The organism is Pseudomonas sp. GL-RE-26 (assembly GCF_019956275.1).
GTDB lineage: Bacteria > Pseudomonadota > Gammaproteobacteria > Pseudomonadales > Pseudomonadaceae > Aquipseudomonas > Aquipseudomonas grandcourensis.
Genome location: NZ_JAHBDI010000015.1, coordinates 1 through 21,560, shown reverse-complemented (window position 1 = coordinate 21,560; position 21,560 = coordinate 1). Strand labels below are relative to the sequence as shown.

Sequence of the window (21,560 nt, the reverse complement as noted above, 5' to 3'; positions counted from 1 at the left end):
ATGCCGCGCAACCCTTCTGGAGCGACTGTCGCTGATGCAACCCCAAGCTTTCTACCGCGCGGTGGCGGACGATTTTAGCGCCGTCGACGGCATCATCAAGAAGCAGCTGACTTCTCGAGTGCCGCTGGTATCGAAAATCGGTGATTACATTACCTCGGCCGGCGGCAAACGCCTGCGTCCTTTATTAGTGTTGCTGTGTGGCAAGGCCCTGGGTCGCGAAGGCGACGAGCTGCGTCTGCTGGCCGCGACCATCGAGTTCCTGCACACCGCCACCCTTCTGCATGACGATGTAGTCGACATGTCCGGCATGCGCCGTGGCCGCTCGACCGCCAACGCCATGTGGGGCAACGCGCCAAGCGTACTGGTCGGCGACTTCCTGTATTCGCGCTCGTTCGAAATGATGGTCGAGCTGGGTTCGATGCCGGTGATGAAGATCCTTTCGCAAGCCACGCGCATCATCGCCGAAGGCGAAGTGTTGCAGCTGTCGAAGGTGCGTGACGCCAGCACCACCGAAGAAACCTACATGGAAGTCATCCGCGGCAAGACCGCGATGCTCTTCGAAGCCTCGACCCACAGCGCCGCCGCCCTGTGCCAGGCCTCGCCGGAACAGGCCGAAGCCCTGCGTACATTCGGTGATCACCTGGGCGTGGCCTTCCAGCTGGTCGACGACCTGCTCGACTACAAAGGCGACGCCGAAACCCTGGGCAAGAACGTCGGTGACGACCTGGCCGAAGGCAAGCCGACCCTGCCGCTGATCTACACCATGCGCGAAGGTACGCCGGAACAGGCCGCCCTGGTGCGCAAGGCGATCCAGAAAGGCGGGATCGAAGACCTGGAAAGCATCCGCGAAGCCGTGGAAGCCTCGGGCTCGCTGGAGTACACCGCGCAACTGGCCCGTGACTATGTGGCCCGCGCGATCAAGTGCCTCGAAGCGCTGCCTGCCAGCGAGTACCGCGATGCACTGGTTGAACTGAGTGAATTCGCGGTCGCGCGTACACACTGACAACACTGCAAAACCCTGTGGGAGCAAGCTCCCACAGGGTTGTTCCCCACAGGTTTTCCTGCATTGCGCCCTCTCCCGCCTAAAACCCTATACAATGTGCGCTTTTTAGCGATCCTGAATCCAAGGAGCCTTAGTGAGCACGTTGCCACCCTGCCCAAAATGCAATTCCGAATACACCTATGAAGATGGCGCCCAGCTGATCTGCCCCGAGTGCGCCCACGAATGGTCCGCCAGCGGTGAAGCCGAAGCTGTGTCCGATGACGCAGTGAAAAAGGATTCGGTCGGCAATGTCCTGCAAGACGGCGACACCATCACCGTGATCAAGGACCTCAAGGTCAAGGGTACGTCTTTGGTGGTCAAGGTCGGCACCAAGGTCAAGAACATCCGCCTGTGCGATGGCGATCACGACATCGATTGCAAGATCGACGGCATCGGCCCGATGAAACTCAAGTCCGAGTTCGTCAGAAAAGTCTGAGCCTGCTGTTCTCCATCCCGCGCCCGGCGTGGGATGGAGCCTCCCCCTCCCCGTCTCACCCAGTAAACCCTCGCAATAGCCAAACGCCAGTCGTTTTGACCTGACGCAATCTTTACCCGGAAAAAAGCGCAAACCGCCAATAGGTCCTTGCTATTTGATGAATAAGAATTATTCTCATCAAATCCTAAATGGAGATGAGAACCATGACTTATTTGATCGATGCCTGGCTGGACCGCCCACACCCTTACCTCAGGATCCTGCATCGGGAAACCGGGGAAGTCTGTGCCGTGCTTGAAGAGGAAGCCTTGAGCGAACTGCAGGATCAGGGTGATCTTGACCTCAATGGCCTGAGTTCCAGCGAACCGGTGGTGCTCAAGGAACTGGTGCGTAATCTGTTTCTGTTCTGCTATGCCCGGGCGTTGCGCCCGACGACGGATCCCAATGGCAAGTTTCATCCATGAGAGACACTGCAAAACACTGTAGGAGCGAGCTTGCTCGCGAAGAACTGGAAGACATCGCGTTCATTCAGAATGGCAGCGTTATCGTTAACGCCCATCGCGAGCAAGCTCGCTCCTACAGGTAAGTCAGCGGGTCTTACAGAACGTCGAGCAGTTCGACGTCAAACACCAATACGCTGTGCGGCGGGATGCTGCCAACGCCTTGAGCGCCGTAAGCCAGTTCGCTCGGCACGTACAGGCGCCATTTGCTGCCGGCGTTCATCAGTTGCAGGGCTTCGGTCCAGCCAGCGATCACGCCGCCAACCGGGAATTCTGCAGGCTCGCCGCGCTCGTAGGAGCTGTCGAACACAGTGCCGTCGATCAGGGTGCCGTGGTAGTGAGTACGCACGGAATCTTCACGGGATGGCTTGGCGCCTTCACCAGCGGTCAGCACTTCGAACTGCAGGCCGGAAGCCAGAGTGGTGATGCCGTCACGCTTGGCGTTTTCAGCCAGGAAGGCCAAGCCTTCGCCAGCAGCCGCTTCAGCCTTGGCTGCAGCTTCGGCCTGCATGATTTCGCGGATGACTTTGAAGCTGGCGGACATTTCTTCCTGACCCACACGGCTTGGCTTACCGGCGAATGCGTCGGTCAGACCGGCCAGGATCGCGTCCAGGCTTACGCCCGGTGGCGGGTTGTCGCGCAGTTGGTCGCCCAGCTGACGGCCAATACCGTAGCTGACGCGGGTTTCGTCGGTGGACAGATTTACTTCGGACATGACACTGCTCCGCTGTGCGGACGGCTCGGGAACTTGCCATGCGTGCACAGCGCGTCCCGGAGCGCCCGGAACCAAAAGGGCCAGCAGACTAGCACAGATGTCATGCCATTGATGAGGGGCCTCAGGCGATCGGCACCTTCAGGTTTTCCTCCACATCGGCAACCAGACCGCACATTTCGTCATGCACGACCGTGTGCACGAGGTTGAACTGCAACTTGGGAAAGGAGCGCAGCACATCACGGGCATGCTCCACCGAACGCAGGCTCATCATGTGCCCGTGCGTATCGCTCAAGGGATACGCCGTGCCATGCATCCGCGCCTCCAGCAGGTAGATGCCTCCCTCCATCGAGATCAGGTTCAGCTCATCGACCTTCCCGGCGACGGCATACGCATTCAACTCTTGCAGGTTCATGAGCGCACCTCACGCAGTAGCGAGCCTCTTTACAGGGATAGGCTTCGGCGCTTCAAAGCACAAGCCACAAACGACGCCGCCCGTCTGTTTTGCAACAGACGGGCGGCGTGTTTCATGGGGCCCGCAATGGATCAGTGCTTGGTGACTTTATCCAGGTAACCCATGGCAAATGCCGAGACCACGAAGGTCATGTGGATGATCACATACCACTGCAGATGCTCGGGATCGACGTTTTTGGCATCCATGAAGATGCGCAGCAGGTGAATGGACGAGATCGCCACGATCGATGCGGCCACCTTCATCTTCAGCGACGAAGAGTCCATGGTACCCAGCCAGTTGAGCTTTTCCTTGCTGTCGTCGATGTCCAGTTGCGAGACGAAGTTCTCGTAGCCGGAAATCATCACCATCACCAGCAAACCGCCCACCAGCGCCATGTCGATCAGCGACAGCAGCACCAGGATCAAGTCCGATTCGGCCATCGAAAACACGTTCGGGATGACGTGGAAGACTTCCTGGAAGAATTTCAGTGCCAGCGCCAACAGCCCGAGGGACAGACCGAAATAGATCGGCGCCAGCAGCCAGCGCGAGGCGTACATTGTATTTTCGATAAAGCGTTCCATTGAATCTCACATGTGGACTAAAAACGGCCGCGAGTATAACAGCCGCCCGTCTATACCCAGAAGCAGCCAGAAACCGTCGAAAAATCCGCCACCTGCGCCTGTGTATCAAAGTTTTTCTGCTAGTGTCCAAATCATTGACTGCTCAGTGATGTCGGACAGGAAGACTGGAAATGGATGTGCGATTGCCTTTGACGAGTGCCGGAATTTGCCTGGCGCTGCTGCTGAGCGGCTGCTCGCCCAGCGACGAAAAACGCCAGGTCAGCCTCGAAGAAAAAACCGCGCAGTTCGAAAAGTCGCTGGACGCCATCCAGGATCCGAAGCTCAAGGATGCCGTGTCGGAGTTGGGCGGCTCACTGCTGCTGCTCGAACGCGCGCAACTCAAGCTCGACAACAAGCCGGTGGAAACCGAATACGGCGAAGACGCCCTCGCCATGCTCAAGCACTACCCGAGTCCGCAGGCCCTGGTCGACACCTACATCAACGGGTTGTTCGTGCTGCAAAAGGACTCCAGTTCCGACTACCTGACCGATCTGCAGCCAGTGTTCCCCTTCACTTTCAGCGTTCCTGCCGCGTTTTTGTTTCCCCATGGCCTGGAATGGCAGTCGGTCACGCTAAGCAACAAACGAGTGATTGCGTTCCAGCCGGAATGGTCGGAAACCGACCCTGGCATTCAGCTCAGCCCATCGAGCTCCAACCTGACCAACCCCGATGACCTGACCGTGGCCTACCCCTTCATCGAAGGCCTCGACATCGACAAAAAGCAGCAACCGCAACCGGTGAGCCTGCAAGGCAAGGTCGAAGTCATCGCGCCACGCCGCCTCTACAGCTTCGACCTGACGAAAAAGGACGTAGGCCAGACCCGCACCAATGACAACCTGAGCGTCACCCTGCTGGCATTGACGAACAACTACGCGGAAATCGAATACAACAACAGCGCACCGCTGGCCCCGGAAGTCAGTGAAACGCCGCTCAACCCGCTGATCGTCCAGGCCAGGGACAGCACCGGGCAATTCATCGCGCGCGCCGGATCAATCAACGAAACCTCGGTACAAATTGCCTTCTATCAGCAGCAGCTGGCCAAGATGCAGCAGCAAAAGAACTGGAGCGAGGCCCTGGAAAAACAGCTCGACGAAGAACAACGCAACTTTGAGAAACAGCAGGCGCGGCATTATTCGAAGGTGTACTTCAACGGGGCGATCGAAACCCTCGAAGTCAGCCTGCTGGATTTTTCCTCCGTCACGGTCACCCGAAAGGACCTCGACCTGCCAATCCGGCGCTTCGATGCCAATACCACGGACAAGTCCATCCAGCCCTTGAACCTGTCCGTGGTGGTCTATGACGACCTGGCGGCGGGCTGGCTGAAAGGGGCAACGCTGAGTGAGGATGAACTGAAAAAGTACGTCAACATCAGTCAGTCGGTCGACGACCCCAGCGCCGCGCGAATCGAATTCACTCACCTGCGTACCTTCAACGATGAACTGCTGGGCACATCGTTCAACCCTGGTGAAAGTCCGGTGAGCTTCTTTACCGAAGACACTCTTGGCAAACGCGACGAGCCGATCGAACTGCCACCTGAGGCGTACCAGATCGATCCCCTGCGCGGCACCATCACTTACGATCTGAATCTGTTTCCGCAAACCCCGGCCTATGCGGTGGGCTCGATGCCGCTGTTCCTGGCCACGGTCGACAAGCAAACCGTCGAAGCCCGTCAACTGCCCAAGGGCCTCGCGCTCAAAGACAATGCACTGGTGGTGGACCTGAAGGCATTTCCCGCCCAGGACTGGCGTTTTTTCGCCAAGGACGACAGCGGTAATTACTTGAAGGAGATTCTATCGGTCAGCCATCGCGCGAGCGCACAGGGTCCGGCGCAGTTTGCCGTGCATTACTTCTACGGGCAGCCTAAGCGCCTGGAAACCTACCAGCGCACTGACCTCGCCACCGTGCAATATGGTTTCGAAGTCAAACTCGACAAGGCCGACATGACGCGCCTTGATCAATAGTGCCACTCAGTGCTCGGGGTGAAACTCGAAGCCGCCCATGTTCCGGCAGCGACCACCGTTGATTTCCCGCAGTTGGGCTTGCAGGTGCAGGCACCAGATTTGCGGATCGTCGGCCAACTCGTAGCCGTGCAGGGTCAGGCTTTCAACGATGGTGTCGAGGATTGATTCAGCGACGAACGGACCGTGAAACGGGCCTTGGGCCTTGATGGCCGAAGGTTGTTCACCGGCCATTCCGGCGGCGAACAGCAGAGTCCACATGCCCGTATCTCCCGCCAATGGACGGATGGAACATTCGATACGGGTCACAAGACCCAGGCATTGACGGGTGAGACAGAGGTTGCGCGACATGGCGGCGACCCTCGGTAGATCCGGTATTCAGCCCCCATGGGAAGGCTGTTTCGATCCTGTGATTACTGTCGATATCCATGAGCAGAGAATAGAAGAAAAGTCTGGCTTGCAGGCCGAAGCAAGACCGAAAGGCGCCGAATGGTCATAGTGTGAATATTGACGTCATTTCGACGACGCTTTTCGACGTGCACCACAAAAAAACTGTGGGAGCGAGCTTGCTCCGGGCGGCGTTCCGACGATGGCGGTCGAACATTCAACATATTGGTCGAATGAAAGTCCGCTATCGCGAGCAAGCTCGCTCCCACATGGGATTGCACAGTTTCAGATCAACGATGCATCAGGCCGGTTTGGTTTCCGCCAACGCCTCTTGCGCCAACTCCTTCTCGGCTTCCTTAAGATCATCTTCGCTGATCATTTCCGCGATAACCCGCAGGCGCTCCACGACCCGTGCGTTCACGCTGCCTTCAGGGAATTCGCCATTCTCGTTCGGCTCGCCGGCCGGCTCGCCGACCAACAAGCTCAAGGCTTCGTCGGCCTGGCGGACCGCGTAGACATGGAACTGCCCCGCACGCACCGCCGCCAGCACCTTCTCGTCGAGCATCAGCGTGGCGACGTTGGCGTGAGGAATGATTGCTCCCTGCTCACCGGTCAACCCGCGGGCTTCGCACAGACGGAAGAAGCCCTCGATCTTCTCGTTGACTCCGCCGACCGCCTGCACTTCGCCGAACTGGTTGATCGAACCGGTGATGGCAAAGCACTGCTTGAGCGGGGTTTTCGACAAGGCCGAGATCAGGGTGCAGGCCTCGCCCAAGGAAGCACTGTCGCCATCGACATAACCGTAGGATTGTTCCAGGGCGATGCTCGCGGAAATCGCCAGCGGAAACTCCTGGGCGTAACGGCTGCCCAGATAACCGGTAAGGATCATCACGCCTTTGGAGTGGATCGGCTGGCCGAGGTTGACCTCGCGCTCGATGTCGACAATGCCGCTGCCGCCCGGGTACACCGTGGCGGAAATCCGCGCAGGTATACCAAAGGCCGAGTCACCGACTTCCAGCACCGTCAAGCCGTTGCACTTGCCGACCGCCGCGCCCGCGGTGTCGATCAGGATGATCCCGGCCAGCATGTCATCGAGAATCCGCGCCGAAACCCGCCCGGTCCGCGTGGCCTTGGCCTTGAGCGCACGCTCGATGTGCCCCGCGTCGGTCATTTCATCGCCTGCCAGGTGACGAATGAAATCCGCCTCGCTGACCAGTTGGAACAAGTCCCCGATACGCGCCGACAAGCGCCCCTGATGCTCGGCCAGACGCGCGCTGTAGGTCGCCAGGCGTGCCACCGCATCGGCAGTCAGCGGTGCCATGCCTTCTTCGGAAGTACGGGTTTTGAGCAACTGGGCGAATTGCTCCAGGCTCTCGTCGACCATCGGGATGTCTTCGTCGAAGTCCACCAGGACGCGGAACATCTCCTGGAAGTCCGGATCGAGGTCTTGCAGCGTGTAATACAGCTGACGGGCACCGATGATGACGACCTTGACCTGCAACGGAATGTGTTGCGGTGTCAGGGTCACGGTGGCCAGACGGCCGAGCTCACCCAGCGGCGATTCCATTTTCAGCTTGCGCGATTGCAGGGCGCGTTTCAGCGCATCCCACACGAACGGCTCGCTGAGCATTTTGTCCGCTTCAAGGATCAGGAAACCGCCATTGGCCCGGTGCAAGGCACCCGGCCGCAGTTGGCGGTAGGTGGTGTACAGCGAGCCCTGATCGGTGCTGTATTCGATACGACCGAAGAGGTTTTCGTAGGTCGGGTGCGGCTCGAACACCACCGGCGCACCGCCGCTGACCGAATGACCGACCACCAGGCTCGGCGAGTATTGTTCTTCCAGCAACTTGCGGGCGACAGCGTCAGTCTTGCTGTCATCCACCAGTTGCTCGACCACGGTCTTGAGCAAGTACACCTGCATGGCTTGCAGATAACCGCATACCGCCGCGTTCTCGGCGTACTTCTCTGACAATGGCGACAACAATGGCTGCAAGGCCAGGGTGATGGTTTCTTCGTTCAGATGACGCAGCTGGTTGCTCGACTCGCGCTTCCATTGCGGCAGGCTGGCGAGCTCTTCGTTCAGGCGCTCCTCCAGTACCGAAATATCCTCGTGGAAGCGATCGCGCTCGGCTTCCGGCAGTTGTGCGAATTCAGCTTCGTCCAACGCCTTGCCATCGCCCATTGGGGTGAAGGCGATATTGCTGGCGTCGCGGTAGAGCGCGACGTCCTTTTCCAGGGCCAGACGCTCGATGATGTCCAGGGCCTTGTCGTAGCGCTGGTTGAAGGCGCGGTCGATGCTGCTTTTCTTCTGCTGGTAGGACGGATGCTCGAAGACTGCCGGAAATGTCGCCAGCAGGTTGTCGATCAAAACGTTGATATCGCCAATGAAGTTACCGGCAGTGCCCGACGGCAACTCCAGTGCACGTGGTTCGCGAGGTTCATCGAAATTGTTGACGTAGACCCAGTCCGCCGGGGTCTGCAGGCGCTTGCCTTCGGCCTTGAGGTAGCGTTTGACGAACGAGAACCGGCCAGTTCCGGGCTCGCCCATGACGAATACGTTGTAACCGGGGCGCGGCATGGCCACACCGAACTGCAAGGCTTCGACCGCACGTTCCTGGCCAAGCACACCGCGAAAGGGCTCCAGATCATTGGTGGTAGAGAAGCTGAACTGTTCAGCGGAAAACGGACGGGTCAGCGCTTCGGGTGCCAGACGCAAGCTGGCAGCAACAGGATCAGGCATCGGGCTTCCTTAACAATCAGGCGGGGCAGATGGCAGCATTCTGGCGCTGCCCATGCCCGACTGGCAAGGAGCGCCGCAGGCCTGAGCATCGTCAATCGGCCAACCCCAGGCGGGCCGGGCTTGCGCCGCTGTTTCCCATGAATGTTTTGCAAAAAAACACGGAACCCCGTGATCGTGCCTAAACTCCAAACTGCGCGGCTGGGCTAATGCCCGGCCCACTGGCACCGGAACGGGCCAGACTCCCTTGTTTATTGGTACGCACACAAAGAGAACAAAGCTATGAAACGGATTCTTCTTGGTACTCTCTTCACCGCTGTATCCATCAATGCCATGGCGCAAGCGCCAGGCGGCCCGGATTGCGGTTGGGGCAACATGCTGTTCGAAGGCCAGCGTGGTACTCCAGCTCACTTCCTGGCATCCACCACCAACGGCACCTCCGGCAACGCAACCTTCGGCATGACCTCCGGCACCAACGGTTGCGCAACCAATGCGTCGCTGACCTATGGCGGTAAATCCTGGTTTGCCATGAATGGCATGATGAACGAGCTGTCCGAAGACATGGCCAAGGGTCAGGGCGAAGCGCTGACCACCTATGCCGTGGTACTGGGCGTGGCGCCGGAAGACCGTGCGCACTTCGCCGCCGTTACTCACGAGCACTTCCAGCAGATCTTCAGCAAGGCTGACGTGACCGCAGAAGACGTGCATACCAATACCCTGGCCGTGCTCAAAGCCGATCCTCGTCTGGCCAAGTACGCGACTCAGGCTTAAGCTCGACCCGTCCCGCTTCTTACGGGAAGCGGGTTTTGTTTTTTGGACCTGCCCCTCTTTGGGTCTTTTTCTCAAGTATTTAAGTTGCCTTCTATGCTCAAACGCCTTGCCTGGCTGGCGCTGTGTGTCTGCGCCCCGCTGTTCGCCGCGCCTCAGATCGACCCACAACGTTTGCAGCAATTGGCCAACGACCCTTTCTGGATATCCCTGGGCCATTACGAAAGCGCCAAGCTCGGCGGCTGGCGCAGCTATGTCAGTGACCGGAAATTCTTCCTCGCCCCTGACGGCAATGAACATCCGGACCATGAACTGGCGGCGACTGTACAAGCCTTGTACGCCCCGGCCAGTGCCGGTGAAACACATGCTCAATGCGTCTACCCGGCCCGCACCCGCTGGCTGAAAGAACAACTCGGCCTGACCGGCCTGCCGACACCGGACTGCGCCGGGTTCAAGCAATGGTTCAAGGACGTCTCGCCCGACAGCACGGTGATGATCTTCCCGGCGGCTTACCTGAACAGCCCGTCCTCGATGTTCGGCCATACCCTGCTGCGCATCGACCAGGCCGAAGTGAAGAGCGACAAGACTTCGCTGCTCAGTTACGCGATCAACTTCGGCGCCTACATCGAGGGCTCGGACAACAGCATCCTCTATGCCTGGAAAGGCCTGATGGGCGGCTATCCCGGCCTGTTCGCGATGGTGCCCTACCAGGAAAAACTCTCGGAATACCGCAGCCTTGAAAACCGCGACCTGTGGGAGTACCGCCTGAACCTGACCCAACAGGAAACCGCGCGCATGGTCGAGCACGTCTGGGAGCTGAAGCAGATCAAGTTCGACTATTTCTTCTTCGACGAAAACTGCTCATACCGCTTGCTGGAACTGCTGCAAGTTGCCCGCCCGGGCCTGCGCCTGACCGAGCAATTCCCGCTCACCGCCATCCCGACCGACACCGTCAAAGCCGTGAAAAATGCCGGCTTGGTGGAGTCCATCCAGTATCGTCCGTCCCGGGAGCGCGAACTGCTCAGCCGCGCCGAGCCGTTAAATCCTGAAGAACAGCAATGGGTGCTGAAAGTCAGCGCCGATCAGAAACAATTGCAGGACCCGGCGTTCAAGGCGCAATCGCGCGACCGTCAGGCGCTGATCATCGATGCCGCCTATCGTCTGGAGCGTTACCGCGCCAACGGCCAGGAACGCGACCCGGCGCGCACCCAGCGCAGCTTCGAACTGCTGCGGGCAATCAACCAGAACCCGGCGCCGGAGCTGGATATCCCGCAACCGGGCCTGCCTGAAGACGGTCACGAGTCCCGCACCTGGCAGCTCGGCGTCGGCACCCGTGGCGATAAAGCCTTTGGTGAGTACGGCTTGCGCATGGCTTATCACGACCTCAATGACAACAACGAAAGCTTTCCCCTTGGCGCGCAGATCGAAATCCTGCAGTTGAAACTGCGCCAGTACGAAGGCAATGAATGGCAAGTGCAGCAACTGGACCTGGCCACCATTCGCTCCCTGACCCCGCGAAACGAGCTGCTGCAACCGCTGTCATGGCAAGTCACCGGCGGTCTGGAGCGGGTGCCGGGCAAGCACGATGACCAGACCCTGGTCAGCCACGTCAACGGCGGTGGTGGTGGCACCTGGCAACTGGGTGATGACACGCTCGGCTTTGCCCTGGGCACCGTGCGGATCGAGCACAACAACGACTTCGCCGCGTTCATTGCCCCGGCTGCCGGGTTCAACAGCGGTGTGTTGTGGAAAAACCCGCTGGGCAATTTGAGCCTGGAAGCCAAGGGCGACTTTTTCACCAATGGCGAAGTACGCCGTAGCCTGAGCCTGAATCAGCAATGGGAAATATCCCGCAATCTCGGACTGCGCTTGAGCGCCCAGCGCGAGTTCAGCCATTTGGCGACGGCCGAGAACGAAGTGATGCTGGAGCTGAAGTGGTATCACTACTGACCTGACACACCACTCGCTCCCACAGGGGCTGTGTGGTGTTCGACGAAATGCCTGCACACCTTTCACAACCACCCGACGAATCCACTTCTAGACTTTATCTATGGGCCGCGTATCGGCTTGGGAGAGTGAGATGTGGTGGTATGCGGGATGGCTGGGTGTAAAGCCTGGCAGCAGCAGAAAGATCAGGACGCCGCCCGGGCATATCGCTCGCCATAAGTCGCTTTCAGACATCCAGTGAAACCAAATGCCTGAGACCATGGCCCAAACCCTATACCGGGAGAATTCCATGAGCCGTGCCTTCGTCAATGAAGATAACGCCGCCGCGCAAGCCGATCAGCCTGTCGAACGGCAGGTCAGCGCGCAGCCCAATTACGTCACGCCGCAAGGCCTGAACCTGTTGCAGGGAAAAGTCGCCGAACTGCAAACCCTGCACGCCGAACAATCGGCAAAAGGCGAGCAGGCCGACAAGCAGCGCCTGGCGGATCTCGAACGTGATTTGCGTTACTTCAAGCAGCGCCTGGGCAGCGCTCAGGTGGTACCCGCCGCAACTTCGACCGAGAAAGTGCAGATCGGCAGTTGGGTGACCTACGCCGATGAACACGCCACCGAACGCCGGGTACAACTGGTGGGCGAAGATCAGGCCGATGCCGCCCACGGCCTGATCAATTGGGGTTCACCGCTGGGGCGGGCACTACTCGGTGCACGACTCAACGATGAAGTGCTGTGGCAGCGTCCCGCCGGGGATCAACTGATTGAGGTGATCCGTATCGAACCGGCTTAGACAATGCCTTGGGCGAGCATGGCATCGGCGACTTTGACGAAGCCGGCGATGTTGGCGCCCTTGACGTAGTTGACCCGGCCGTTCTCCTCACCGTAATGCACGCAAGCGTGGTGAATCGACTGCATGATCGCGTGCAGCTTGCTGTCCACTTCGCCGCCGGTCCATGCCAGGCGCATGGCGTTCTGCGACATCTCCAGCCCGCTCACCGCCACACCACCCGCGTTGGACGCCTTGCCCGGCGCAAACATAATGTCGGCTTCGATGAACAAGTCCACCGCCTCAAGGGTGGTCGGCATGTTCGCGCCTTCGGCCACGCAGATGCAGCCATTGCGCAGCAAGGTGCGAGCGGCTTCGGCATCCAGTTCGTTTTGCGTCGCGCACGGCAAGGCGATGTCGCAGCTCAGGCTCCATGGCAGCTCACCTGCGCGGAACTCCAGGCCAAAACGGCCAGCCAGTTCACGGATGCGCCCGCGCTGTACATTTTTCAGTTCCAACACCGCTAGCCATTGCTCCTCGGTCAAGCCGCTTTCGCAATACAGCGTGCCTTCGGAGTCGGACAGCGAAATCACTTTGCCGCCCAGGTCCATGACCTTGCGCGCCGCGTATTGCGCGACGTTGCCGGAGCCGGAGATCGCTACGCGCATACCTTCCACGGCCAGGCCGCGACGCTTGAGCATTTCTTCGGCGAAGTACACGCAACCGAAACCGGTGGCTTCCGGGCGAATCAGGCTGCCGCCGTAGCTTGGGCCTTTGCCGGTCAGCACACTGGTGAACTGGTTGCTCAGGCGCTTGTACTGGCCGAACAGGAAACCGATTTCCCGTGCACCGACACCGATGTCCCCGGCCGGCACGTCAACGTCGGCACCAATGTGGCGGTACAACTCGCTCATGAAGGCCTGGCAGAAGCGCATGACTTCCGCGTCGCTTTTGCCTTTGGGGTCGAAGTCCGAACCACCCTTGCCGCCGCCCATTGGCAATGAAGTCAGGGAGTTTTTGAAGGTCTGTTCGAAGGCGAGGAATTTCAGGACGCCCATGTTCACCGACGGGTGAAAACGCAGGCCACCCTTGTACGGGCCGATCGCGCTGTTCATCTGGATGCGGAAACCACGATTGACCTGGACCTTGCCTTGGTCGTCGACCCACGACACACGAAACACCACAGCCCGCTCCGGCTCGCAGATGCGCTCCAGAATGCCCGAGGTCAGGTAATGCGGATTGGCTTCAAGAAACGGCCACAGGGTACGCAGGACTTCTTCGACAGCCTGGTGAAATTCGGGTTGATCCGGGTCGCGTTTTTTCAGGCGCGCAAGGAAGCATTCGACGGATTCGATCATGGAAAAGTCTCGGCAAATTTATTGTCGTTGGAGGAGATTGAGCCGGACTGTAACAAACGATTCGCGCACAGGAACAGCGCAAAATGTCGCACTTATGAAATTAAATGGTGCACAGGATATAAATAATCCTGTTTTTTGAGCATTTTTTGCACCTGAACAGGGATTCGCAATTCAAGTTATGCACCATTAGAAACACCGCTTTCGCGAGCAGGCTCGCTCCCACAGGGGATCTTCTGCTGAATTGAGATTTGTGCCTTTCACAAAACCCTGTGGGAGCGGGCTTGCTCGCGAATGGCGCGACTCGGTGTCATTGAAAAAACGCAAAAAAACGGAGCCCGAAGGCTCCGCTCTTTATGCAACCAACCCGAAATCAGGCCAGTTTCTTGTGCCGTACACGATGCGGCTGGGCAGCCGCTTCGCCGAGGCGCTTTCTACGGTCGGCTTCGTACTCGGTGTAGTTACCTTCGAAGAACACCGCTTGCGAGTCGTCTTCGTACGCCAGGATGTGAGTCGCGACGCGGTCAAGGAACCACCGGTCGTGGGAGATCACAATGGCGGCGCCCGGGAAGTCCAGCAGGGCTTCTTCCAGGGAACGCAGGGTTTCAACGTCGAGGTCGTTGGACGGTTCGTCGAGCAGCAGGACGTTGCCGCCCTCCTTCAGGGTCAGGGCCAGGTGCAAGCGACCGCGCTCACCACCAGACAGGTCCTTGACGAACTTCTGCTGATCGCCACCCTTGAAGTTGAAGCGACCGACGTAGGTACGCGACGGGATCTCGTAGTTGCCGATGCGGATCTGGTCGGAACCGTCGGAAATCTGCTGGAACACGGTCTTGCTGCCGTCCAGGTCTTCGCGGCTCTGATCCACGCAAGCAAGCTGCACGGTTTCACCGACTTCGATGCTGCCCGAATCCGGCGTTTCCTTGCCCATCAGCATGCGGAACAGGGTCGACTTACCGGCACCGTTACCGCCGATCACGCCAACGATGGCGCCTTTAGGCATGGAGAACGACAGGTTGTCGATCAACACGCGATCGCCGTAGCCCTTGGTGACGTTCTTGAATTCGATGACCTTGTCGCCCAGGCGTGGACCAGCCGGGATGTAGATCTCGTTGGTTTCGCTGCGCTTCTGGAATTCCTGCGACTGCATTTCTTCGAAGCGTTGCAGACGAGCCTTGGATTTCGACTGGCGGGCCTTGGCGCCTTTGCGCACCCACTCCAGCTCTTCCTTCATGGCTTTTTCGTGGGCCGACTGCTGCTTGGATTCGGCAGCCAGACGATCGGACTTGGCTTCCAGCCAACCCGAATAGTTGCCCTCGTAAGGAATGCCCGCGCCGCGGTCGAGTTCCAGAATCCAGCCTGCAACGTTATCCAGGAAGTAACGGTCGTGCGTGATCGCGACCACGGTGCCCGGGAAGTCGTGCAGGAAGTGCTCAAGCCAAGCAACGGAATCGGCGTCCAGGTGGTTGGTCGGTTCGTCGAGCAGCAGCATGTCCGGTGCGGACAGCAGCAGGCGGCACAGGGCCACGCGACGTTTTTCACCACCGGAGAGGAATTCGACCTTGGCGTCCCAGGCTGGCAGACGCAGTGCATCGGCGGCGACTTCCAGCTGGCGATCGAGGTTGTGACCGTCGCTGGCTTGCAGGATCGCTTCGAGCTTGGCCTGTTCGGCAGCCAGTTTGTCGAAGTCGGCGTCTTCTTCAGCGTAAGCCGCATAGACCTCGTCCAGGCGCGCCTGGGCGTTCTTGATCACGCTGACCGCTTCCTCGACCACTTCACGCACGGTTTTGGTCGGGTCCAGGATCGGCTCTTGCGGCAGATAACCGATGTTCAGCTCCGGCATCGGGCGGGCTTCGCCGTCGAATTCGGTGTCAACGCCAGCCATGATTTTCAGCAGCGTGGACTTACCCGAACCGTTGAGGCCGAGTACGCCAATCTTGGCGCCAGGGAAGAAGGACAGAGAAATGTTTTTCAGGATTTCCCGCTTCGGCGGAACAACTTTGCCCAGCCGATGCATGGTGAATACGTATTGAGCCATGGAGAACCTAGGGTCAGTGACTGATGAATGATTGGAGCGCAGGCAATGCCCGGCCAGACCGTGCGCGTCGTCCATAAGAGGCGACGCTGAAAAAGTCTGAGTCTAGGAGCTGGAACGCTCCCGCGTAACCGGCAAAGCTACCTTAATGACAGATGGCAGTCCAGCCGACGGGCTGGGGCTGGCACTTCGCCACAACTCAAGGCATGCTAGCCGCCCTTCGGGCGTCCGGCTTATAGTGCACGTCGCGCCAGTCCAGCCAAACCGCAGGATTACAGCTTGTCCATTGTCCCTCCGCCTCTGACTTCAAGTGCGCCGGCCACAGCGCCCGGCGCCCCCCTGCGCGGGACCTTGAAGGGCACCTTGGCGACACTCGTATTATTGTTGTTGGCCCTGCTGTTCTGGCAGTTGCTCGACCAGTTGCGGGAAACCCAGAAGAACCAGCGCCAGTACACCATCGACTACACAGCCGATCTGGCCGCGCAGGTCAGCCTGAACATGGCGCTCAACGCGCAGATCGCCCTCAACCTGTTGCCGATCGTCGAGCAACCGCAGGGCGCCGATGAATTGCAGGCCCTGTTGCGCAAGCTGCAACAGTCGCTGCCAGACCTGCGCAGCCTGGCGTTGCTCAGCCCCTCGGGAAGAGTCATCAGTGACAGCGCTCCCGACAGCGATGACAGAGACTACCTGGGTGAACTGGTACGCCGCAGCCACGCCCAGGCGCACTACTTCAGCAATGCCACCGACGGTTCCGTGGTGCATTTATTGTTGCATCAGGCCAGCGGCAGTTCCCGAGGCTATTGGGTCTTGCGCCTGACACCCACCTTCTTTTCGTCCCTGACCAAGCAACGCGAGGCCGACGGCCGCCCGTTGTGGCTGGTGGAAAACCGTATCAATCATCAGATCATCAGCCGCGACGAAGCGCAGCCCTCGGTCAATCCGGGTACGCTGACCGAGGACGATGTCGCCAACAGCGTGCTGACCGTTCCGCTGAGCAGCAGCGATTGGCAACTGCGCGGTTTGTTCGACCGTCAGCGCGTGCTGGAAGAGCTGCTGCCGGCGTTCATCGGCAAATGCCTGCTTGGCCTGGCGTTTTCCATGCTGCCGTTCCTCGCCTTGCTGAACATGCGCCGGCGTCAGCGTCAGTTGAATGAAGGCCGTCGGCGTTATCAGGACATTTTCGAAGGCACCGGCGTGGCCTTGTGCGTCCTCGACATGTCCGGACTCAAGGTCTTTTTCGACAAGGCGCAACTGCAGGGCAGCGAGCAACTGCAAGCGTGTCTGGCGATCCCGGAGCAACGCCGGTCATTGCTCAAGGAACTGCGGATCACCGAGGTCAACCAGGTAGCGTTGCAACTGCTTAATGTCGATAGCGCCGACAAAGTTTGGAAACTGCTGATCGACGGTAAACCGCAGGACGGCACCGCCATCGGCAACCAGGTGCTCGACGCGATGCTCAACCAGCAGCAACAGCTTGAGCTGGAAATCAAGCTGCAGGACGCCAGCGGCCGCGACCAGCACCTGTGGCTGATGCTGCGCCTGCCGCAAACCCCGGACGACTATAAAGCGGTGATCCTGAGCATCACCGACATCACCAGCCGCAAGCTCATCGAACTGTCGCTGCAGGAGCGCGAAGGGTTTTGGTCGGACGTGGTGCGCACCGTGCCGGATCACCTGTATGTGCAGGATGTGATCAGCCAGCGCATGATCTACAGCAACCACCATCTGGGCCAGACCCTGGGTTACAACCGCACCGAACTGCACCAGATGGGCGAATACTTCTGGGAAATCCTCCTGCATCCCGAAGACGCCGACTATTACCATCGCTCCCGTCAGATCCAGCGCCAGGCCGGTTATCGCCAGTTGATGCAGTGCCAGTTGCGCTTCCGCCATCGGGACGGCCAATGGCGACGCTTCGAGATTCGCGAGCAGGCACTGGCACGGGACAAGAACGACCAGGTCACTCGGATCATCGGCGTGGCCAAGGACATCACCGACCAGATCGAAGCCAGCGAATCCCTGCGCGACAGCGAGCAGCGCTACCGGATGCTGGCCGAAAGCATCAGCGACGTGATCTTCTCCACCGACAGCCGCCTTAACCTCAATTACGTCAGCCCTTCGGTACAAGCGGTGCTGGGTTACGACGCCGAGTGGATTTTCCAGAACGGCTGGCAATCGACCATCGCCAACCCGCAACAGCTGACCGGCATCTACCAACTGATGGACCGGGTCAGCAAAGCACTGGATCAACCGGACCGACTGGCGCTGCTGCGCAGCCAGGTGCAAACCCAACTGTTCCTGTTCGATTGCCTGCGGGCCGACGGGCGCAAGATCCCGATCGAACTGCGCCTGGTATTGGTCTGGGACGAACACGGTACGTTCGAAGGCGTGCTCGGCGTCGGCCGCGACATCAGCCAGCAACGCCGGGCCGAAAAAGACTTGCGCATGGCCGCCACGGTATTCGAACACTCGACCTCGGCGATCCTGATCACCGACCCGGCCGGCTACATCGTCCAGGCCAACGAAGCCTTCAGTCGTGTCAGCGGTTACGCCGTGGAACAGGTCCTCGACCAGTTGCCGAACATGCTGACGGTCGACGACCAGCAGGAAGCCCATCTGCGTTACGTACTCAAGCAATTGGGCCAGCACAGCACCTGGGAAGGCGAAGTCTGGCTCAAGCGTCGCAACGGCGAGCATTACCCGGCCTGGGTCGGCATCACCGCCGTGCTCGACGACGAAGGCGACCTGGCCAGCTATGTGTGTTTCTTCAGCGACATCAGCGAGCGCAAGGCCAGCGAGCAGCGGATTCACCGCCTCGCCTACTACGACGCCCTGACCCACTTGCCCAACCGTTCGCTGTTCCAGGACCGCCTGCACACGGCACTGCAATCGGCCGAACGGCAGAAGTCGTGGGTGGTGCTGATGTTCCTCGACCTCGACCGTTTCAAGCCGATCAACGACTCCCTGGGCCACGCCGCCGGCGACCGCATGCTCAAGGAAATGGCCACGCGCCTGCTCGGTTGCGTCGCCGATGACGACACGGTGGCGCGCATGGGCGGTGACGAATTCACCTTGCTCCTGCAACCGCGAGCCAACCGTGAAATCGCCTTGAACCGGGCGATCCATGTGGCCGAACAGATTCTTGCCAGTCTGGTGAAACCCTTCGTGCTCGAAGGCCGCGAGTTCTTCGTCACGGCCAGTATCGGCATCGCCCTGAGTCCGCAGGACGGCAACGAACTCAGCCAGTTGATGAAGAATGCCGACACGGCGATGTACCACGCCAAGGAGCGTGGCAAGAACAACTTCCAGTTCTATCAGGCGGACATGAACGCCAGTGCGCTTGAACGTCTGGAGCTGGAAAGCGATTTGCGCCATGCCTTGGAACAGAACGAATTCGTGCTGTATTACCAGCCGCAATTCAGCGGCGACGGCAAGCGCCTGACCGGCGCCGAGGCACTGTTGCGCTGGCGCCATCCACGCCGCGGGCTGGTGCCGCCGGGGGATTTCATTCCGGTGCTCGAAGAGCTCGGGCTGGTGGTGGATGTCGGCGACTGGGTGATCAGCGAAGCCTGCCGTCAACTCAAGGCCTGGCATCAGGCCAGGGTACGGGTGCCGAAGGTGTCGGTGAACATCTCGGCGCGGCAGTTCTCCGACGGCCAGCTCGGTACACGGATCGCTACCATCCTCAAGGAAACCGGCCTGCCGCCGGCATGCCTGGAACTGGAACTGACCGAAAGTATCCTGATGCGCGAAGTCAGCGAGGCGATGCAGATCCTCGACGGACTGAAAAACCTCGGACTGAGCATTGCGGTCGACGATTTCGGTACCGGTTACTCATCGCTCAACTACCTCAAGCAGTTCCCGATCGACGTTCTGAAGATCGACCGCACCTTTGTCGATGGCCTGCCCAGTGGCGAGCAGGATGCACAAATTGCCCGGGCAATCATCGCCATGGCCCACAGCCTGAACCTGGCGGTGATCGCCGAAGGCGTGGAAACCCATGAGCAGCTCGACTTCCTGCGTGAGCATGGTTGCGATGAGGTTCAGGGGTATCTGTTCGGCCGACCGATGCCGGCGAGTCGGTTTGAGGCGCAGTTCAGTAATGATGCGTTGTTCATGCTTGACTAAGCGCTCTTGTGGCGAGGGAGCTTGCTCCCGCTCGAGTGCGTAGCGCTCGCAAGATTTGGGGCCGCTTCGCAGCCCAGCGGGAGCAAGCTCCCTCGCCACAAACACTAAAAATCCCACGCATGAACACCACTTGTCTGCGACATGATGCCGTTTCATATGCCATCTAAAACCCATTGGGTTAGAATGCCCCCCTTTTCCGCCCCCGATCCCTGAGGACCGCCATGTTCAGCCGTGATTTGACTATTGCCAAGTACGACGCCGATCTCTTTGCCGCCATGGAGCAAGAAGCTCAGCGCCAGGAAGAGCACATTGAGCTGATCGCTTCGGAAAACTACACCAGCCCTGCGGTGATGGAAGCTCAAGGCTCGGTACTGACCAACAAGTACGCCGAAGGCTACCCGGGCAAGCGCTACTACGGTGGTTGCGAGTACGTAGACATCGTCGAGCAGCTGGCTATCGACCGCGCCAAAGAACTGTTCGGCGCCGATTACGCCAACGTTCAGCCGCACGCCGGTTCGCAAGCCAACAGCGCCGTTTACCTGGCCCTGCTGTCGGCCGGCGACACCCTCCTGGGCATGAGCCTGGCCCACGGTGGTCACCTGACCCACGGTGCAAGCGTCTCGTCTTCGGGCAAGCTGTACAACGCTATCCAGTACGGCATCGACGCCAATGGACTGATCGACTACGACGAAGTCGAGCGCCTGGCCGTTGAGCACAAGCCAAAAATGATCGTGGCCGGTTTCTCTGCCTACTCGCAGATCCTCGACTTTCCGCGCTTTCGCGCAATCGCCGACAAGGTAGGTGCTTACCTGTTCGTCGACATGGCCCACGTGGCCGGTCTGGTCGCCGCTGGCGTCTACCCGAACCCGGTTCCATTCGCTGACGTGGTGACCACCACCACCCACAAGACCCTGCGCGGTCCACGTGGCGGCCTGATCCTGGCTCGCGCCAACGTCGACATCGAGAAGAAGCTGAACTCCGCGGTATTCCCGGGCGCCCAGGGCGGCCCGCTGGAGCACGTGATCGCGGCCAAGGCGATCTGCTTCAAGGAAGCGCTGCAGCCTGAGTTCAAGGTTTACCAGCAGCAAGTGGTGAAGAACGCCCAGGCCATGGCCAGCGTGTTCATCGAGCGCGGTTTCGACGTGGTTTCCGGCGGTACTGAGAACCACCTGTTCCTGTTGTCGCTGATCAAGCAGGAAATCTCCGGTAAAGACGCAGATGCCGCTCTGGGCAAAGCGTTCATCACCGTGAACAAGAACTCCGTGCCAAACGACCCACGCTCCCCGTTCGTCACCTCCGGCCTGCGCTTCGGCACCCCGGCTGTGACCACTCGCGGCTTCAAGGAAGCAGAGTGCAAGGAACTGGCCGGCTGGATCTGCGACATCCTGGCTGACCTGAACAACGAAGCGGTGATCGATGCCGTTCGTGAGAAGGTCAAGGCCATCTGCAAGAAGCTGCCGGTGTACGGCGCTTAATCAGCCCGCTAGACCGCAACTATAAAAACCGGCCAGAGATGGCTAATGCCGATCAGTTAAGCCTCATTGCTTGACCTTTGGCCGCAAGAAATCAAAATCCGATGCCTGAATAGGCATCGGATTTTTTTATGCGTCTGGCTCGGGCACTGGAACTGACCCACAACTTCGTCTCGACTCCCAATTCCCTCGAGGGATTGGACTCGTTGCTTGATCCATCGCTGGTCGAACAGGCCTTGGAACAAGCCGGTG

The 21,560-nt window shown here is 59.5% G+C and carries 16 protein-coding genes; 9 read left to right on the top strand and 7 right to left on the bottom strand.

Features of this window, described 5'->3' with window-relative positions:
* The first annotated feature begins 34 nt into the window (after nucleotides 1-34).
* The 3 genes from KGB07_RS12295 to KGB07_RS12285 all read left to right on the top strand — a co-directional run bounded on the left by KGB07_RS12295 (nucleotide 35) and on the right by KGB07_RS12285 (nucleotide 1,939).
* Nucleotides 35-1,003 (top strand): polyprenyl synthetase family protein, encoded by a 969-nt coding sequence (locus tag KGB07_RS12295; RefSeq protein ID WP_008052062.1) that lies wholly within the window; start codon nucleotides 35-37, stop codon nucleotides 1,001-1,003.
* Between the two features lie 133 nt (nucleotides 1,004-1,136).
* Nucleotides 1,137-1,478, top strand: coding sequence for a zinc ribbon domain-containing protein YjdM (locus KGB07_RS12290; protein WP_020798653.1), 342 nt, complete (start codon nucleotides 1,137-1,139; stop codon nucleotides 1,476-1,478).
* Nucleotides 1,479-1,681: 203 nt separating this feature from the next.
* Nucleotides 1,682-1,939 (top strand): hypothetical protein, encoded by a 258-nt coding sequence (locus tag KGB07_RS12285; protein ID WP_223465518.1) that lies wholly within the window; start codon nucleotides 1,682-1,684, stop codon nucleotides 1,937-1,939.
* 133 nt (nucleotides 1,940-2,072) lie between these two features.
* Here KGB07_RS12285 and KGB07_RS12280 read toward each other — a convergent pair whose 3' ends face one another.
* The 3 genes from KGB07_RS12280 to KGB07_RS12270 form a co-directional block, all read right to left on the bottom strand.
* On the bottom strand, nucleotides 2,073-2,690 hold the full coding sequence (locus KGB07_RS12280; RefSeq protein WP_008052058.1) for an FKBP-type peptidyl-prolyl cis-trans isomerase: 618 nt from the start codon (nucleotides 2,688-2,690) through the stop codon (nucleotides 2,073-2,075).
* A 121-nt stretch (nucleotides 2,691-2,811) separates the two neighbouring features.
* The gene (locus KGB07_RS12275) at nucleotides 2,812-3,102 is read right to left on the bottom strand and encodes a DUF6482 family protein (protein WP_223465517.1); all 291 of its coding nucleotides are present in this window, start codon (nucleotides 3,100-3,102) and stop codon (nucleotides 2,812-2,814) included.
* Nucleotides 3,103-3,233: 131 nt separating this feature from the next.
* A complete protein-coding gene (locus KGB07_RS12270) occupies nucleotides 3,234-3,722 on the bottom strand; it encodes a TIGR00645 family protein (RefSeq protein WP_007990463.1) in 489 nt (162 codons plus the stop codon).
* A 170-nt stretch (nucleotides 3,723-3,892) separates the two neighbouring features.
* Here KGB07_RS12270 and KGB07_RS12265 point away from each other — a divergent pair, with 170 nt between their 5' ends.
* Nucleotides 3,893-5,722 (top strand): hypothetical protein, encoded by a 1,830-nt coding sequence (locus KGB07_RS12265; protein WP_223465515.1) that lies wholly within the window; start codon nucleotides 3,893-3,895, stop codon nucleotides 5,720-5,722.
* A gap of 6 nt (nucleotides 5,723-5,728) precedes the next feature.
* On the opposite strand, the gene KGB07_RS12260 is transcribed toward KGB07_RS12265, so the two are convergent.
* Both KGB07_RS12260 and KGB07_RS12255 read right to left on the bottom strand, forming a co-directional pair.
* Nucleotides 5,729-6,070 carry a hypothetical protein gene (locus KGB07_RS12260; RefSeq protein ID WP_046041767.1) on the bottom strand — a complete coding sequence of 114 codons (342 nt, stop codon included), beginning with the start codon at nucleotides 6,068-6,070 and terminating at the stop codon, nucleotides 5,729-5,731.
* Nucleotides 6,071-6,407: 337 nt separating this feature from the next.
* Entirely contained in the window at nucleotides 6,408-8,846 is a 2,439-nt protein-coding gene (locus KGB07_RS12255) for a Lon protease family protein (RefSeq protein ID WP_046041766.1), read from the bottom strand.
* A 279-nt stretch (nucleotides 8,847-9,125) separates the two neighbouring features.
* Here KGB07_RS12255 and KGB07_RS12250 point away from each other — a divergent pair, with 279 nt between their 5' ends.
* From KGB07_RS12250 to KGB07_RS12240, 3 genes are all read left to right on the top strand, one after another.
* A complete protein-coding gene (locus tag KGB07_RS12250; protein ID WP_007970900.1) occupies nucleotides 9,126-9,614 on the top strand; it encodes a DUF3015 domain-containing protein in 489 nt (162 codons plus the stop codon).
* Between the two features lie 93 nt (nucleotides 9,615-9,707).
* Nucleotides 9,708-11,561, top strand: a complete 1,854-nt coding sequence (locus tag KGB07_RS12245) for a DUF4105 domain-containing protein (RefSeq protein WP_223465512.1) — start codon at nucleotides 9,708-9,710, stop codon at nucleotides 11,559-11,561.
* A gap of 286 nt (nucleotides 11,562-11,847) precedes the next feature.
* Entirely contained in the window at nucleotides 11,848-12,342 is a 495-nt protein-coding gene (locus KGB07_RS12240; protein WP_046041763.1) for a GreA/GreB family elongation factor, read from the top strand.
* Here KGB07_RS12240 and gdhA read toward each other — a convergent pair.
* A complete protein-coding gene (gdhA, locus tag KGB07_RS12235; RefSeq protein ID WP_223465511.1) occupies nucleotides 12,339-13,676 on the bottom strand; it encodes an NADP-specific glutamate dehydrogenase in 1,338 nt (445 codons plus the stop codon). The two genes, KGB07_RS12240 and gdhA, sit on opposite strands and share 4 nt — an antisense overlap.
* Nucleotides 13,677-14,046: 370 nt before the next feature.
* Entirely contained in the window at nucleotides 14,047-15,711 is a 1,665-nt protein-coding gene (gene ettA, locus KGB07_RS12230; protein WP_046041761.1) for an energy-dependent translational throttle protein EttA, read from the bottom strand.
* A 276-nt stretch (nucleotides 15,712-15,987) separates the two neighbouring features.
* Here ettA and KGB07_RS12225 point away from each other — a divergent pair, with 276 nt between their 5' ends.
* On the top strand, nucleotides 15,988-19,836 hold the full coding sequence (locus tag KGB07_RS12225) for an EAL domain-containing protein (RefSeq protein WP_223465510.1): 3,849 nt from the start codon (nucleotides 15,988-15,990) through the stop codon (nucleotides 19,834-19,836).
* A 221-nt stretch (nucleotides 19,837-20,057) separates the two neighbouring features.
* Nucleotides 20,058-21,311, top strand: a complete 1,254-nt coding sequence (gene glyA / locus KGB07_RS12220) for a serine hydroxymethyltransferase (protein ID WP_223465509.1) — start codon at nucleotides 20,058-20,060, stop codon at nucleotides 21,309-21,311.
* The last annotated feature ends 249 nt before the right edge of the window (nucleotides 21,312-21,560 follow it).